Source organism: Nocardiopsis sediminis, assembly GCF_042650565.1.
GTDB lineage: Bacteria > Actinomycetota > Actinomycetes > Streptosporangiales > Streptosporangiaceae > Nocardiopsis_B > Nocardiopsis_B sediminis.
Map to the genome: position 1 here is coordinate 101,247 of NZ_JBHSBH010000011.1, position 15,471 is coordinate 116,717.

Here is a 15,471-nt window from a genome sequence, read left to right on the forward strand (position 1 = left end):
CGTTATCAGCCCTCACGAGGACGTCCGGGCCGCCTTCTCCAGCGCCTGCGCGAGAGCCTCGGCGGTCAGCCCCACCTGCCACTCGCGCGCCCCGTGGGCGCGCAGGTGGGCGGCGACCGCATCGGTGCCCGCCGCCTCCGGCGGGGTCCACGACAGCCGCCGCACCGCATCGGGCTGGAGCAGGTTCTCGGTGGGCATGGTGACCCGCTCGGCGATGGCGCCCACCGCCGCCCGGGCGGCCTCCAGCCGCCGCGCGGCGGCCGGATCGCGGTCGGCCCACCGGTTGGTGGGCGGCGGACCGTCGCCCGGGGCGCTGGGCTGCGGCAGGTCCGCGGCCGAGAGGTCACGGGCCCGGCTGATCGCCTTGATCCAGTTCTGCGCGTAGCGGCGGGCCAGCCGCACGCTGAACGGCTTGAGCGCGGTCAGCTCCTGGGCGGTGCGCGGCAGTGCGGTGGCGGCCTCGACGATCCCGGCGTCGGGCAGGACACGCCCCGGGGAGATGTCGCGTTCCTGGGCGATGCGGTCGCGCTCCTGCCACAGCTCGCGCACCACGCCCAGCGCGCGCTGGTTGCGCACCCGGTGGATGCCCGACGTGCGGCGCCAGGGGTCGGTGCGCGGCTCCTTGGGCGGGGCCGCCAGCACCGACGCGAACTCCTCGCGCGCCCACTCCAGCTTGCCGGACTCCGCGAGCTCGGCCTCAAGGGCGTCGCGCAGCTCGACCAGGATCTCCACGTCCAGCGCCGCATAGGTCAGCCAGTCGGCCGGCAGCGGGCGCACCGACCAGTCGACGGCCGAGTGCTCCTTGGCCAGCCGCAGGCCCAGCACACGCTCGACCATCGACCCCAGCCCCACCCGCTGGTAGCCCAGCAGCCGGCCGGCCAGCTCGGTGTCGAAGAGCACGGCGGGGCGCAGGCCGACCTCGCTCAGGCACGGCAGGTCCTGGTGGGCGGCGTGCAGCACCATCTCGGCGCCGGCCAGCGCCTCGCTCAGCGAGGTGAGGTCGGGGCAGGCGATCGGGTCGATCAGCGCCGAACCCGCCCCCTCGCGGCGCAGCTGGACCAGATAGGCGCGCTGTCCGTAGCGGTACCCCGACGCGCGCTCGGCGTCGACGGCCACCGGGCCGCTTCCCGCGCCGAACGCCTCGACCACCCGGGCCAGGTGGGCGGCGTCGGCCACCACGGGCGGCAGCCCCTCGCGGGGCTCGCGCAACAGGGGGGCTTCGGGCCCGTTCTGCTCCGGCGGATGCTCCGGTTCGGGGGTACCTGTCTTCGAGTTCAGCACGTTCGCCACCCCACCACGGTATGTCCTTCCGCCGCCGTCCGCCGCAGGGAGTGCCGCGGACGGCACTGTGCCGCCGCCTGCGGGGCGCTCCGGGGGACCGGTGGGGCCGGGTTCAGCCGTCGGTCCGCGACCGGCGCTGGCCGATATCGGCGACGTCGATGGGCGGCAGCCCCGCCGCCGACGACAGCAGCGACAGCCACACCTCCATGTGCGCCGACAGGTCGTCGGACTCCGGCGACCACGACGCGCGCAGCTCCAGCTCCGTGGACACCGGCCGGTCGGCCTTCGCGGCGAAGCCCTCGGTCGTGGCGCGCGTCACGGTGCCGCTGAGCTCGCGGTGCGCGGCGCCGTGCCCGCTGAGCGCCTCGGTCAGCCAGCTCCACGCGACCTGGCCCAGCAGCGGATCGGCCGCGATCTCCGACTCCAGGTCGGCGCTGACCCACGCGACGACCCGGAACGGGCCGGGCCACTCGCGCGTGCCCTCGGGGTCGTACAGCACGATCAGCCGGCCGAAGGCGGCGTCATCGCCGTCGAGGCCGACATTGGCCGACATGGCGACGGCGTAGGGGGCGAGGCGCTGGGGGGCGGGGATGTCCTCGACCGTGATCTCGGGCCGGACCGCGGGCGTACGCAGACTCTCGACCGCTCGCCTGAACGCGGGGGGCGCGTCATCGACCCTACCGAGAGGGGGCATGATGGAAACGTCAGCCTTAATCTTGTGTTGGAGCATGTCGCACCGCAGGCCGCGGCGGCCGTTCGCGTCGCGACGCGCCCGTTCCGGCCACGGCCGCACCGTCGCGGCAGAGCGCGCCGGCGGTTGCGGCGCGTGACGGTGGGCACCCCATGACGGTGGCACGAGTCACCTCCGCGGACCCGGAGTTTTTCCGGCGTGTCGGCCTTTTGTAATGATCTTGGGATCGCTGCCGCGACGAAGTCGTTATCAGGTTCACCCTCCTTCCCATTCCCGCACACGGCGGGCTCCAATGATGGCCGATGGGGGCCACCTCCGGGGCGGTAACGACACGCCCGCGCCGCACACGTGGCACGATCAGGGGTGTGACGTTGCACGACTCTCCCTTCCTCCGCGCCTGCCGGCGCCTCCCGGTGTCCCACACACCGGTGTGGTTCATGCGCCAGGCCGGGCGCTCACTGCCCGAATACCGCAGGGTCCGCGCCGATGTCCCGATGCTGGAGGCGTGCGCGCGGCCCGACATGATCGTCGAGATCACCATGCAGCCGGTGCGCCGCCACGGCGTCGACGCCGCCATCTACTTCAGCGACATCGTGGTGCCGCTGAAGGCCATCGGCGTCGACCTCGACATCAAGCCGGGCGTCGGCCCGGTCGTGGCCGACCCGATCCGCGACGCCGAGGGCGTCAAGCGGCTGCGCGACCTCGAACCCGATGACGTGCACTACGTGACCGAGGCCGTCGGCGAGCTTGTCGGCGAGCTCGGCGATACCCCGCTCATCGGCTTCGCCGGGGCCCCGTTCACGCTCGCGTCCTACCTCATCGAGGGCGGCCCCTCGAAGAACCACGAGCGCACCAAGGCGCTGATGTACGGCGAGCCCGAGCTGTGGGACGAGCTCATGCGCCGCCTGGCCGCCATCACCCTGGAGTTCCTGCGGGTCCAGATCGCGGCCGGCGCCTCGGCCGTGCAGCTCTTCGACTCCTGGGCGGGCGCGCTCAGCGCCGAGGACTACCGCGCGTCGGTGCTGCCGCACAGCGCCTGGATCTTCGAACGGCTCCAGGACGCCGACGTGCCGCGCATCCACTTCGGCGTCGGCACCGGCGAACTCCTCAGCCTGCTCAGCGAGGCCGGCGCCGATGTCGTCGGGGTGGACTGGCGGGTGCCGCTGGACAAGGCCGCCCAGCGGGTCCAGCCCGGCACCGCCCTCCAGGGCAACCTCGACCCGGCGACCCTCTTCGCGCCGTGGGACGTCGTCGCCGACCGCACCCGCGACGTCCTCTCACGCGGAGCCGCCGCCGAGGGCCACGTGTTCAACCTGGGTCACGGCGTCCTGCCCACCACCGACCCCGACGTCCTCACGCGCCTCACCCACCTCGTCCACGAGGAGACCGAGCGCTGACACCGCCCCGCTGAGGGGCCGTACACCGGGCCGGCACCGTCCCGGCGCGGGCCCGCGCAAGGTCCCGCGTGCCCGCACCGGAGAGATCACCCCGTGGCCGGGCCGTCGTTGCCTGAGGGGGCGCCGCTGCCATCGCCGCCGACGGCGCCGCTACCGCCGTCCGCCGTCGCCGCGGCGTCGTCCGCGCCCGCGGTGTCCGGCTCCTCGCCCGTCGCCGCGGCGTCCGCTGCGGGCGTGTCCGCGGCAGGAGCGCCCGCGCCTTCGGCGGGCCTGCCCGCTGCCGCCGCGGCCGCCCGGCGGCGGCGTCGCCACCAGATCAGGGCCGGGACGCCCGGGACCGCCAGGACCACCAGGAACGGCAGCAGCCAGCCGACCCCTACGGCGATCCCCTGCCCGACCGCCACCAGCGCGAGCCAGCCGCGTTCCAGACCGCCGACGAAGCCGATCGAGCCGCCGCCGTCGCGGCCCACGTAGCTCTCCGGCGGCATCAGGTTGAGGTGCACGGTGCCCATCGCGGTCTGCTCGGCCAGCGACTCCTGGCGGGCCAGCAGGGACTCCAGGTCCGCCTGGCGGGTGCTGATCTCCGTCTCCACCGCGAGCACGTCGGAGACGGTGGCCGCGTCGTCGAGCAGGTCCCGCAGCCGCTCCAGCGACGCCTCGGCCGACTCCACCCGGCTGTCGACGTCGGCGACCTCCTCGGTCACGTCCTGCACCGAGCGGTCCAGGTCGGAGCGCTCGCCCAGGGCGCCCAGCTCGTCGAGCCCGTCCTCATAGCGCTCCTGCGGGATCCGCAGGGTGAGCGAGGCGCCGGGCACCTCACCGCGGGCGGTCGTGACGCTCTCGGCCGCGACGAACCCGCCCGCTGCGTCCACCCATTCCGCGGCGTCCTGCGCCGCCGCCTCGACGTCGTCGACCTCCACGCTGAGGTCCGCGGTGTGAATCCGTGTGCGGTCACTCACATCGACGTCGGCGGTGGTGCCCGGCGCCCCCTGCTCCCCGGACTGCTCCTGGCTCTCCGGCGCGACCGCGGCCGCGCCCTCGGAGCCGCGGTCCGCGACCCCGGCCGACATCTGCTCACCCGCTCCGGAACACCCCGCCAGCAGGGCGGTCGCCAGGGCCACAGCGGCACCCGCGGCCACCCGGCGGCGCGGGCGCCCGGTCACCCAGTCCGTTTCCATGCGGATCCGACGCGCCGGGTCGCCGCCCCGTTGCGCCCGCGAGGTCTCACCTCGGTCACGGCCGCGCGCCGGCGGATGGCAACAACCTGTCGGCACCCCCGCCCCGGCCATCTGGAAAGCTGGGTCCATGCAGCGTGAACCGCATGTCGTGGTCGTGGGGGGCGGGGTCTCCGGGCTGACCGCCGCCTACCGGCTGACCAGGAACGGGGCCAGGGTCACCGTCCTGGAATCCGCCCCGCGGCCGGGCGGCAAGCTCCACACATCGGACGTGGCGGGCGTCCCGGTCGACTCCGGCGCCGAATCCGTCCTCGCGCGGCGCCCCGAGGCCCTCGACCTCATCCGCGAGCTGGGGCTCGGCGACCGCCTGGTGTACCCGGCGCGGGTCCCCGCGGCCATCTACAGCCGCGGGCGGCTGCGCGCCTTCCCCGCCGGCCACGTCATGGGCGTCCCGGGGAGCCTGCGGGCGCTCGCCCGCAGCGGGGTGCTCTCCCCGGCCGGCACCCTGCGGGCGGCGCTCGACCTGGTGCTGCCGCGGACCGCGGTCCGCGGCGACGTCCCCGTCGGCGCCTTCGTGGGGGCCCGGCTGGGCCGCGAGGTGGTGGACCGGCTGGTGGAGCCCATGCTGGGCGGCGTCTACGCGGGCCGGGCCGACCGCCTCTCCCTCGACAGCACCCTGCCGCAGATCGCCGCGGTCGCGCGCACGGACCGCTCCCTGCTGCGCGCGGTGCGCGCGATCACCGGGCGCGCGGCGGGCGCGCCCCCGGCGCCGGTGTTCGCCACCCTCAACGGCGGGCTGGCCGGGCTGGCCGACGCGCTCATCGAGCGGTCGGGCGCCACCGTGCTCACCTCCACCACCGTCCGCGGGCTCGCCCCCGAAGGCGCCGGGTGGCGCCTGACCACCGGACCCGCCGCCGGGGAGGGGGCGGGGCGGACCCGCGACGCCGACGCCGTCGTGCTCGCCTGCCCCGCGCCCGCGGCCGGCCGCCTGCTGCGCCCCTTCGCCCCCGCCGCGGCCGAGGAGCTGGCCGGCATCGCGTACGCGAGCATGGCCATCGTCACCCTGGCCTACCCGGCTTCCGCCTTCGCCCGGCCACCCGCCGGCAGCGGGTTCCTCGTGCCCGCCCGCGAAGGCCGCGCCATCAAGGCCGCGACGTTCAGCAGCGTCAAGTGGCCCTGGCTGGCCGGGGAGCTGGCCGCCCGCCCCGGACCCGAGACCGTCGTCATCCGCTGCTCGATCGGCCGCGTCGGCGAGGAGGCCGTGCTCCAGCGGTCCGACGACGACCTCGCCGCGCTGGCCGTCGCCGACCTCGCCGCCATCTGCGGCATCAGCGGGCCCCCGGCCGATATCCGGGTCACCCGCTGGGGCGGCGGCCTGCCGCAGTACGACGCCGGGCACGGCGCCCGCATCGGCCGCGTCCGCGCGGCGCTGGCCGGCCACCCCGCCCTCGCCGTTTGCGGCGCCGCCTACGACGGCGTGGGCATCCCCGCCTGCATCGCCGGGGCCACCGGCGCCGCCGAGCACATCGCGGCGGCCCTGCCCGCCGCCCGCACCGCCGGCACCGGCGCCCGCTCGGCGCGCCGCCCCGCGCCGGCGCCGTCCGGCCCACCGTCCGACACACAAGGAGAAGCCCCATGACCGCCGGCCACAACGGCACGCCCGACCCCGAAGAACTGAACAAGCTCATCCGCTACACCATGTGGTCGGTGTTCTCGTCCGGCGACCTCGCCGGCCTGGACCGCGCCGCCGCCGGCGGCGAGCTGACCGCGCTGCTCGACGGGGCGGCCCAGAAGGGCGTCACCACCCGCGGCACCTACGACCTCCAGGGCTTCCGCGCCGACGCCGACCTCATGTTCTGGTGGATCGCCGACACCCCCGAGCAGCTCCAGGAGGTCTACGCCGGGTTCCGGCGCACCGCGCTGGGCCGCGCCGCCACCCCGGTGTGGTCGGTGATGGGCCTGCACCGCCCGGCGGAGTTCAACCGGGGCCATGTCCCCGCGTTCCTGGCCGGCGAGGAGCCGCGCGAGCACATCTGCGTCTACCCCTTCGTCCGCTCGCTGGAGTGGTACCTGCTGCCCGACGAGGAGCGCCGCGCGATGCTCGCCGAGCACGGCCGGATGGCCGCCGGGTTCGCCGATGTGCGGGCCAACACCGTCTCGACGTTCGCCCTCAGCGACTACGAGTGGATGCTCGCCTTCGAGGCCGACGAGCTGCACCGCATCGTCGACCTGATGCGCCACCTGCGTGGCGCCAAGGCGCGCCGGCACACCCGCCTGGAGGTGCCGTTCTACACCGGCCGCCGCAAGAGCCCCGCCGAGCTCGTCGAGGCCCTGCCCTAGCGCGCAGGCGGGCCTACGGGGCCCGGAAACGCCGAAGGGGGGCGCACACCGGCGTGTGCGCCCCCCTTCGTTCCGTCAGGCCGGGTCGCCGCTGTCGCGGCGGCCGCGCCGCCCCGTGAGGAGCAGGTGGACCGGGATCGCCAGGATCAGCACCAGGACGAGGCTGGCGCCGGAGTACAGCAGGGCGCCGCCCGCGGGGGCGTCGGCCGCCCACGCGGTCAGGCAGCCCACGCTGCCCAGGATCCAGGCCAGGACCACGAACGCCTTGCCCCCGCGCGGCTTGGGGTACTCGACCTGGCTCACCATCAGCCAGGCGACCACGAGCACCGCGGCCGCACCCACGTAGACCGGGGGGTCGAGCAGCACGATCGTGATGACCGCCATGGCCCCGAACGGGCTGGGCAGCCCCGAGAAGGTGTCCGACCCCGGGGCCTGGCAGGAGAACCTGGCCAGGCGGACCACGACCGCCAGGAGCACCGCGGCGGCGGCCACGATCGGCACCGCGCCGCCCCCGCCCGAGAGCGTGCCCCAGGCGACGACGAAGAACGCCGGGGCGAACCCGAAGCTGATGACGTCGGCGAGGTTGTCCAGTTCGGCGCCCATGCCGCTGCCGCCGAACCGGCGCGCCACCCGGCCGTCGAACAGGTCGCAGGCGGCCGCGATGAGCAGCAGCACCACCGACGTCGCGATGGCGCTGCGCTGCAACGGGCCCTCGACGCCCGCCGACAGCTGTGCGGACTGCGCCGCCGCGAGCTGCCAGACCGCCATGAACCCGCACAGGGCGTTGCCCAGCGTCAGGTAGTCGGCCGCGGCAAGGCGCAGCCGCGGCGCGGGCTCGTCCTGCTCGGCCAGTGCGGGGCCGGTCAGCAGGCCCGCGTCAGTCGCGGTCAAGGCGCGTTTCTCCCGCTCTGACCTTCTGCCCGACCTCCACCGCCGGGGCGATCCCGGCCGGAAGGTAGACGTCGACCCGTGAGCCGAAGCGGATGAGGCCGATCCTCTCGCCCTGTTCCACCTTCTGCCCTTCAGCGAAATACGGGACGATACGCCTGACCATCGCGCCGGCGATTTGAACGACCGTGATCTCACCGATCTCGGTTTCGAAGGTCCAGATGACGCGTTCATTACGCTCGCTGTCCTTGTCGAATGCGGGACGGAAGCCCCCGGGCCGGTGTTCCACGCGGGTCACGACGCCCGCCGCGGGCGCGCGGTTGACGTGCACGTTGAGGGGGTTCATGAAGACCGCCACCCGCGTGCGGCCGTCGGGCTGGGCGTCGATGCTCTGCACGACGCCGTCGGCCGCTGAAATGAGCCTCCCGCTGGCCGGTCCGCGGTCGGGGTCGCGGAAGAACCAGGCCATGCCGGCCGCCAGCCCCACCGCGGGGACGGCGAGGGCGGTGCGGGTCCGCGACCCCGGGGCCGCGAGCACGGCGGCGCCGGCCACCACGCACGCGGGGACCAGCCAGGGGGCGGAACCACGGGCCATGCGCGGCGGGGAGGACGCCGCGGAGCGATCAGGATCGGTCATTGGGAGCTTTCATGGAGATGCCTTGCGGCGATGGGACCTTCGAGGGGGCAGGCCCGGAGGTTCGTTCGGACGCGCCCGTCCGAGCGAGCGCCGGGTGCGGAGGGCCTGACGGGGGAGGTCGTCCCCCGGCCGACGGCACCCATGAAGGAGGATGCTATGCCACTCAGTCGTCGGCCTCCAGGGTGAGCGCGATGGAGTTGATGCAATAGCGCTCGTCGGTGGGGGTGGGATACCCCTCCCCGCGGAACACGTGACCGAGGTGGGAGTCGCAACGGGCGCAGCGGACCTCGGTACGTATCATGCCAAGCGAGCTGTCCTCGTGCAGGGTTACCGCCGAGGTGTCCGAAGGATCATAGAAACTCGGCCAGCCACAGTGCGAATCGAACTTCTCGCTGGACCGGAAGAGCTCGGCGCCGCACGCGCGGCACCGGTAGACCCCGGCCGTGGTCGTCGACGTGTACTCGCCCGTCCACGGGCGCTCCGTGGCGGCCTGACGCAGGACCGCGAAGGCCTCGGGGTCCAGGCGCGCCCGCCACTCCTCCTCGGTCCTGCGGACCGGAGCGGTTGATTCGTCCATGTAAGGGACGCTACCCCCATTCGGGGATGTTCGCCGCTGGCGACCCACGCATCGCCGTTCCTGTCGAGGAAATGGCCAATGGTGGTTACGAGCCGATTTCTTCGCACTTGGGAAGTTCGTACGGATCCGGTCCGGGTACGAGCCCCGATGAGTCAGGCAGCCGGGGGTCAACCATGCTCGTACCGCTTGTCCCGTACCGAAACCCGCTGGCAACCACCCGACAGCCGCTCCGTGTGGGAAGGGTCCGCTACGGCCTCCTCTGGCTGGACCACCACGCCGCCCGCCTCGGCCTCCGCGTCCGCCCCGTCGGGGACGCGTTCGCCGGTGCCGCGTCCGAGATCCGCTGGGTCGCCAGGCTGACCGCCGCCTCGGCGGCGGCCCGCCTGGACCGGACGCGGCCGGAGCCGTGGACCGACCGCAGGCTCCTGGCGGCGGCACTGATCATCGCGCTCGGCGCCCTCGCCGTCTCATCGCTGCTGGGCTTCGCCCTGTCGCGGTGGATGGCGACCCGCCCCGGCGACGTCCTCCCCGCCGCAGGCGGGGCGGTCGTGGTCGCGGCGGTGCTGTGCGCGCTGGCCTACCTGGTCTTCGCCTCGAAGCCGCGCCGGACCCCCACACGGAAGGGCTGAACCCGGCGGTCCCGGCTCGCACGGCGGGCCGGGATCGCCCGCTTCTGCCCCCGCTCGCGCCAGAGGATCAGGCGTCGAAGTCGTACTGGAGGATGTAGGCGGATCCGTCGAGGGTCATCTCGTTGACCTCGACAGCGGAGTGGGCCGCGGTCAGCGCGGTGCGCAGCACGTCGAGCACCGGGGTGCCCGCGCTCAGGTGCAGCCGGTCGACCTCGGTCGGCGTGGGCATCCGCACCCGGATCTCCTCGGTGAAGTGCGCGGGGGCCTGGCCCAGCTCCGCCAGCCGGGCGTAGATCCCACCGGGCCCGGTGTCGGCTTCGCCGATCGCGGTCCCGGCCGCCAGGTCCGCGGGCAGGTAGGACGTCGCGAGCTGCATCGGGCGGCCGTCGAGCCGGTAGCGCCGGCACCGCCGCAGCACGGGGGCGGCGGCGGGCAGGCCGAGGGCGCGGGAGATGTGCTCGGGCGCCGCCACGTTGCCGATCTCGATGCTGTCGGTCTCGAACCCGCGGTCGGCGGCATCGGCCTGCCAGATGGCCCGCCCGGTGGACCACAACTCGCGCGACAGCCGCCGGGGACCGTGCCGCCGCAGCGGGCGGAAGGTGCGGACGTAGACGCCCGATCCGCGGATCGCCACCACGATGCCTTCGTTGATGAGGACCGACAGGGCCTGTCTCGCGGTGGCCCGGGCGACCCTGTACCGCTTCATGAGGTCGTTCTCGCCCGGTACCCGGTCGCCGTGCGAGAGTTCGCCGGAGGCGATCGCGGCCCGCAGGTCCTCGGCGATTTCACGGTAGACCGGAGGTGAGTCGTTTTCGGACGTCGGCACTGCGTTCATCCTCTCGCCCGGAATGCGGGGTCACACTGATCCAGATGTCACTCGTCCGTCCTTCTCTCGGCGCCACCGCACGCTTTCGGGGTGAATACCGGATTGTTTCACGTCCTACCCCGTTCGGAAGGTGCCCGCCGCGGAAGCCCCACTCGGGGTATGTCCCGTCGGGGGGTCTTTATGCGCCGCCGGGGGGCTGCCGAAACCGGCCACTTTGGGCGCGCGTCACACCGGAATAGGCGGGGATCACGCGCGCGAGTAGCTCAGGAACAGGGAGCCCGACGATTCCAGCACCCTGTTCAGCCGCAGTTCATGGGTGTGCGCAGGGGAATCCCCGGCGACGATCCGCGACGCCGCCGGCCCCAGCAGGCGCGGGCTGACCGTCAGGCACAATTCGTCCAGGAGCCCGGCCGAGGTGAATTCGGCGAGCAGGTGCGGCCCGCCCTCCGTCAGCACGCGCAGCAGGCCCCGCTCCGCCAGGGCGGCCAAGACGGCTCCGGGCCGCACGGAGTCGTCGCCGGCCACGACCACGTCGGCCACGCGCGCCGCGGCGCGGCGCCGGTCGGCCGGGGCCGACTCGGTCGTGAACACGATCGTCCGGGCGTCCTCGGGCGCATCCGCGAGCAGATCGGGGTGGATCTCCAGGGTGCGGGTGACCACCGCCACCGGCGGGGTCGCCGGCCGGCCGCTGCGCAGCGCGCCCCACACCTCGCGCGGGCGCACGGGGCGGTACCCCTCGATCCGCGCGGTCGCCGCGCCCGCCAGCACCACATCGGCCAGGCCGCGCAGCACGCCCATCACGGCGCGGTCGGGCGGCGAGGAGAGTTCGGCGGTGCGCCCGGAGTGGCCCCAGGCGCCGCCGTCGGCGCTGGCGACCATGTTGCCGCGTAGCCAGGGCCGCTCCAGGCCCTCGGGGTAGGCGTAGGCGGCGGCGAGGTCGACGTCGGGGGCGGTGTCGCCGCCGGGCGGCGGCAGCAGCGCGCGGAAGCGCGGCGCGGTGTCGGAAAGGGAACTCATGGGTTCCGAGGTTAGACGCCGCCGCAGGCTGAGGGCGCGCGGCGCGGCGTACGCCCGACAGGTCGCCCCCCGTTCGGCCGCCGTGCAAACGCAATTCCCCGGGCGCACGCGGGTCCCGGGAACGCGGCTGCGGCGGCAATGGGAATCATTCCCCGGACGGCCGAAGTCCGCCGGCCGGATAGCGGGGGACCGCGCCGGATTTCCCCGGGACCGCCGGCGGCCTTTCACTGGGGGAGCGGTTCTTCCGTTCCGGCCAGGAAGGTATTCCTGACCTTGCCGAATCGCGCGCCGCGACCCCGGCGGCGCATCGGGTGACCGGGTCGGCGGGCCGGGGTATTCGACGGCGCCCTGCCGGGTGCGAATTCGCGTGCGCCGCCACGCGGCGCACCGCTGATCGGGGCGGAGGCCGCTGACCGATTCCGAACCCGTCCGCGACCGGAAACCGGCCCCGGCCCGGGCTCGGTGTCAGCCGCGCGGGCGGTTGCGGTCGATGATGGCCGCGGTGTCCGTTCCGCGGGGCAGGGTGCCGAAGACCGCGCCCCCCTCGCCGCCCAGCCGCGACCCCACGAACGCGTCGGCGACCGCCGCCGGGCTGTGGCGGATCAGCAGGGACGCCTGGAGGGTCAGCGCCATCAGCTCGACGAGCCGGCGGGCGCGCCCCTCGATCCCGTCGCTGTCGGCGAGTTCGGCGTGCAGCCGCTTGAGCGCGGCGTCGAACCGCGGATCGGCCCCCTCGGCGAGCGCGAGCTCGCCGGTGAACGCCTCGACGCCATCGGGCCGCTTGGCCATGGCGCGCAGGACGTCCAGCGCGGCGACGTTGCCCGAGCCCTCCCAGATGGAGTTCAGCGGCGACTCCCGGAACAGCCGCGGCATCCCCGACTCCTCGACGTAGCCGTTGCCGCCCAGGCACTCCAGGGCCTCGGCCGCGTGGGCGGGCTGCCGCTTGGTGACCCAGAACTTGCCCACGGCCACCGCCAGGCGGCGGAACGCGGCCTCGGCGGCGTCGCCCCGGACGGCGCGGTCGGCCGCGCCCGCCAGGCGCATCATGAGGGCGGTGGCGGCCTCGGACTCCACCGCCAGGTCGGCCAGCACGTTGCGCATCAGGGGCTGGTCGATGAGCGCGCGGCCGAAGGCGTGCCGCTCGCCCGCGTGGTGCACGGCCTGGGCCAGCCCGGCGCGCATGCCGGCGGCCGAGCCGATGACGCAGTCGAGGCGCGTGCAGTTGACCATCTCGATGATGGTGCGCACGCCGTCGCCGGGCTCGCCCACCGCCCAGGCCAGCGCGCCGTCGTACTCCAGCTCGGCCGACGCGTTTGAGCGGTTGCCCAGCTTGTTCTTCAGCCGCTGGATGTGGAAGGCGTTGCGCGTGCCGTCCTCCAGGACGCGGGGGACCAGGAAGCAGGTCAGCCCCTCAGGTGCCTGGGCCAGGGTGAGGAAGAGGTCGCCCATGGGGCCGGAGGTGAACCACTTGTGCCCGGTCAGCCGGTAGGTGCCGGCGGAGCCGGGGACGGCCCGGGTGGTGTTGGCCCGGACATCGGAGCCGCCCTGCTTCTCGGTCATCGACATGCCCGCGAGCAGGCCGTCCTTGGTCAGCGGCGGACGCAGGCCGAAGTCGTAGGTGCGCGCGGTCAGCAGCGGCTCGAACCGGGCGGCCAGGGCGGGGGAGTGGCGCAGCGCGGGCACGGCGGCGTAGGTCATGGAGATCGGGCAGCCGTGCCCGTTCTCCACCTGGGACCACGTGTAGAACTTGGCAGCGCGGGCGACGTGGGCGCCGGGCCGGCCGTCGGCCCAGGGGGCGGCGTGCAGGCCGTGGGTCACGGCGGTGTCGGTGAGGACGTGCCAGGCGGGGTGGAAGTCGACCTCGTCGATGCGGTGGCCGTAGCGGTCGTGGGTGCGCAGCACCGGCCCGTGGGTGTCGGCCTGCTCGGCCCAGGTGTGCACGCGCGCGGTCCCGGCCAGCCGGCCCAGCTCGTGCAGCTCCGCCCCGGCCCAGCCCGCTCCTTCGCGCTCCAGCCCCTCGGTGAGCGCGGCGTCGGCGGCGACGTCGTGGCCCTCCAGCGGCCCCGGCTGGTTGAACACCTCGTGGGTGGCGGGCATGGCACACGCCTTTCCTGTCCGGTCGCTCCGCGCCTCCCGGGGCGATGCCGTCCGCGCCGCACAGCGGCCGATGGCCGGTCCGGGGGCGGGGATCGAACGCTCTTCGGCCAGTGGTCGCCCTCACCCTACGCGCGCGCCGCACCACGAATGAAGTCGGTTCATCTCCGGTGTTTCCGTTGCCGGCGCCGTCCCCTCAAGAGAGAGGGGGCGGGGCACCGAGGCGCCCCGCCCCTCCCGTGCGCCTCAGCCCGCCGGGGTGCGGGACAGCGGGGCGCGGTGGCGGGCGGCGTCGTAGCGGGCCAGGGCGAGGCGCGCCAGTTGCGGGGCGTCGCCCAGTGCCGGGGAGACCGCGAAGGCGCCCGCGGCGCGCGCCTGGTCGGCGACGCGGTCGGCGAAGAAGCCGGGGGCGAGCAGATAGGAGGCCACGGCCACCCGCTCCGCGCCCCCGGCGCGCAGCGCCGCGACCGCCTGCCCCGGGGTGGGGGAGGCCGCCGATGCGTACGCCGGGACCACCCGCCGCCACGGCCCGCGCCGCGCCAGCTCCCGGGCCGCCTCCTCGATGACAGCGGTGGCCGCCGGATCACCCGACCCCGCCGACGCCAGCACCAGCGCGGTCCCGGGATCGGCCACCGCTCCGGCCTGGGCCAGCCGTTGCTCCACCGCCTCCAGCAGCAGCGGGTGCGGCCCGAGGGGGGCGCCGTAGCGCACCTGGAGCCACGGGGCACCGTCGCGGACCCGGTCCAGGACCCCGGGCAGGTCGACCTTGCTGTGGTAGGCGGCGGTGAGCAGCACGGGCAGCACCACGGCCGCCCCCGCCCCCTCCGCCGCCAGCCCGGTCAGCGACTCCTCCGCGCCCGGTGCGACGTGGTCGAGGTAGGCCACCCGCACGTCCAGGCCCGGCCGCAGCCGCCGCACACGCGCGAAGATCCGCTCCACCGCCCGCGCCGACCGCCCGTCGCGGCTGCCGTGCGCAACGGCGACCAGCGGCGGCCCCGCCCCAGAGGCCGCTCCGGGCCCCACAGCGCTCACAGGTGGATCCCGCATTCGGTCTTGCCGGTGCCCGACCAGCGCCCGCTGCGCGGGTCCTCCCCGGGGGCCACGCGGCGGGTGCAGGGGGCGCAGCCGATCGAGGGGTAGCCGTCGTACTGCAACGGGTTGACCAGCACCCCGTTCTCGGCGATGTAGGCGTCCACGTCCCCCTGCGTCCACCGCGCGATGGGGTTGACCTTGACCATCCCGCGGCGGGCGCTCCACTCCACCACGCCGACGCCGCGGCGGGTGGCGGACTCGTCGCGGCGCACTCCGCTGATCCACGCCTCATAGGGCTCCAGCGCCTGCTGGAGCGGCTCGACCTTGCGCAGGTGGCAGCAGATGTCCGGGTTGCGCCCGTGCAGCCGCGGGCCGAGGTCGCGGTCCTGCTCCGCGACCGTGCGCGCCGGGGTGACGTTGATGAGGTTGACGGGGTACACCGAGGCGACCGCATCGCGGGTGCCGATCGTCTCGGCGAAGTGGTACCCGGTGTCGAGGAAGACCACGTCGACGCCCGGCCGCACCCGGGAGACCAGGTCGACCATCAGCGCGTCGGCCATGGAGGAGGTCAGGCACAGCCGGTCGCCGAAGGTCTCCGCCGCCCAGCGGATGATCTCGGTGGCCGGGGCCTCCTCCAGCTCGGCCGCCGCGCGTTCGGCCAGCGCCTTGCCGTCCAGTGTGACGCTCATGCTGTTCCGTCCGTTCCGCTCGTGGCGTGGCCCCGCGCGGCGGCGCCGCGCAGGCCCACGAACTTCACCCGGAAGACCCGCGTGCACGACAGGCACGCCCAGGCGTACCCGGCGCCCTTCTCGGCATCGCCCTCGTAGGGGACCAGGTCCTCGTCGCCGCAGTAGGGGCAGTAGTAGGGGGCGGCCCGCTCCGTCATG

Annotated in this window: 16 protein-coding genes; 4 read left to right on the forward strand and 12 right to left on the reverse strand. The window is 74.7% G+C overall.

Annotated features, from left to right (window positions below; all coding sequences use genetic code 11):
• Window positions 1-12: 12 nt before the first annotated feature.
• Window positions 13-1,290, reverse strand: coding sequence for an HRDC domain-containing protein (locus tag ACFOVU_RS17850; protein ID WP_378535076.1), 1,278 nt, complete (start codon window positions 1,288-1,290; stop codon window positions 13-15).
• 103 nt (window positions 1,291-1,393) lie between these two features.
• Complete coding sequence (locus ACFOVU_RS17855; protein ID WP_378535078.1) at window positions 1,394-1,975, reverse strand: DUF3000 domain-containing protein; 582 nt, start codon at window positions 1,973-1,975, stop codon at window positions 1,394-1,396.
• Window positions 1,976-2,400: 425 nt separating this feature from the next.
• Between ACFOVU_RS17855 and hemE the strand changes: the two genes are divergently transcribed.
• Window positions 2,401-3,369, forward strand: coding sequence for a uroporphyrinogen decarboxylase (hemE, locus tag ACFOVU_RS17860; RefSeq protein WP_378535151.1), 969 nt, complete (start codon window positions 2,401-2,403; stop codon window positions 3,367-3,369).
• An 86-nt stretch (window positions 3,370-3,455) separates the two neighbouring features.
• Here hemE and ACFOVU_RS17865 read toward each other — a convergent pair whose 3' ends face one another.
• Window positions 3,456-4,547 carry a DUF4349 domain-containing protein gene (locus ACFOVU_RS17865; RefSeq protein ID WP_378535080.1) on the reverse strand — a complete coding sequence of 364 codons (1,092 nt, stop codon included), beginning with the start codon at window positions 4,545-4,547 and terminating at the stop codon, window positions 3,456-3,458.
• Window positions 4,548-4,674: 127 nt separating this feature from the next.
• Between ACFOVU_RS17865 and hemG the strand changes: the two genes are divergently transcribed.
• Together hemG and hemQ are read left to right on the forward strand one after the other, a co-directional pair.
• Entirely contained in the window at window positions 4,675-6,183 is a 1,509-nt protein-coding gene (gene hemG / locus ACFOVU_RS17870) for a protoporphyrinogen oxidase (protein WP_378535082.1), read from the forward strand.
• Window positions 6,180-6,884, forward strand: a complete 705-nt coding sequence (gene hemQ / locus ACFOVU_RS17875) for a hydrogen peroxide-dependent heme synthase (RefSeq protein WP_378535083.1) — start codon at window positions 6,180-6,182, stop codon at window positions 6,882-6,884. The genes hemG and hemQ overlap by 4 nt, the downstream gene beginning before the upstream one ends.
• Before the next feature lie 75 nt (window positions 6,885-6,959).
• On the opposite strand, the gene ACFOVU_RS17880 is transcribed toward hemQ, so the two are convergent.
• The 3 genes from ACFOVU_RS17880 to msrB all read right to left on the reverse strand — a co-directional run bounded on the left by ACFOVU_RS17880 (window position 6,960) and on the right by msrB (window position 8,986).
• On the reverse strand, window positions 6,960-7,775 hold the full coding sequence (locus tag ACFOVU_RS17880; protein ID WP_378535085.1) for a CDP-alcohol phosphatidyltransferase family protein: 816 nt from the start codon (window positions 7,773-7,775) through the stop codon (window positions 6,960-6,962).
• Entirely contained in the window at window positions 7,762-8,409 is a 648-nt protein-coding gene (locus ACFOVU_RS17885; RefSeq protein WP_378535087.1) for a phosphatidylserine decarboxylase, read from the reverse strand. Before ACFOVU_RS17885 ends, ACFOVU_RS17880 begins: the two co-directional genes overlap by 14 nt.
• A gap of 163 nt (window positions 8,410-8,572) precedes the next feature.
• The gene (gene msrB, locus ACFOVU_RS17890) at window positions 8,573-8,986 is read right to left on the reverse strand and encodes a peptide-methionine (R)-S-oxide reductase MsrB (RefSeq protein WP_378535089.1); all 414 of its coding nucleotides are present in this window, start codon (window positions 8,984-8,986) and stop codon (window positions 8,573-8,575) included.
• A 233-nt stretch (window positions 8,987-9,219) separates the two neighbouring features.
• Between msrB and ACFOVU_RS17895 the strand changes: the two genes are divergently transcribed.
• On the forward strand, window positions 9,220-9,615 hold the full coding sequence (locus ACFOVU_RS17895) for a hypothetical protein (protein WP_378535091.1): 396 nt from the start codon (window positions 9,220-9,222) through the stop codon (window positions 9,613-9,615).
• Window positions 9,616-9,682: 67 nt separating this feature from the next.
• Here ACFOVU_RS17895 and ACFOVU_RS17900 read toward each other — a convergent pair whose 3' ends face one another.
• From ACFOVU_RS17900 to ACFOVU_RS17925, 6 genes are all read right to left on the reverse strand, one after another.
• Entirely contained in the window at window positions 9,683-10,441 is a 759-nt protein-coding gene (locus ACFOVU_RS17900; RefSeq protein ID WP_378535093.1) for a GntR family transcriptional regulator, read from the reverse strand.
• A 246-nt stretch (window positions 10,442-10,687) separates the two neighbouring features.
• Window positions 10,688-11,458 (reverse strand): dihydrofolate reductase family protein, encoded by a 771-nt coding sequence (locus ACFOVU_RS17905; RefSeq protein ID WP_378535095.1) that lies wholly within the window; start codon window positions 11,456-11,458, stop codon window positions 10,688-10,690.
• Window positions 11,459-11,923: 465 nt separating this feature from the next.
• A complete protein-coding gene (locus tag ACFOVU_RS17910; protein ID WP_378535097.1) occupies window positions 11,924-13,555 on the reverse strand; it encodes an acyl-CoA dehydrogenase family protein in 1,632 nt (543 codons plus the stop codon).
• A gap of 243 nt (window positions 13,556-13,798) precedes the next feature.
• Window positions 13,799-14,599 (reverse strand): sirohydrochlorin chelatase, encoded by an 801-nt coding sequence (locus ACFOVU_RS17915; protein ID WP_378535099.1) that lies wholly within the window; start codon window positions 14,597-14,599, stop codon window positions 13,799-13,801.
• Window positions 14,581-15,273: a phosphoadenylyl-sulfate reductase gene (locus tag ACFOVU_RS17920; protein WP_378535101.1), complete on the reverse strand. Its 693-nt coding sequence runs from the start codon at window positions 15,271-15,273 to the stop codon at window positions 14,581-14,583. The genes ACFOVU_RS17915 and ACFOVU_RS17920 overlap by 19 nt, the downstream gene beginning before the upstream one ends.
• A complete protein-coding gene (locus tag ACFOVU_RS17925) occupies window positions 15,270-15,470 on the reverse strand; it encodes a hypothetical protein (protein ID WP_378535103.1) in 201 nt (66 codons plus the stop codon). Before ACFOVU_RS17925 ends, ACFOVU_RS17920 begins: the two co-directional genes overlap by 4 nt.
• Window position 15,471 lies beyond the last annotated feature (1 nt).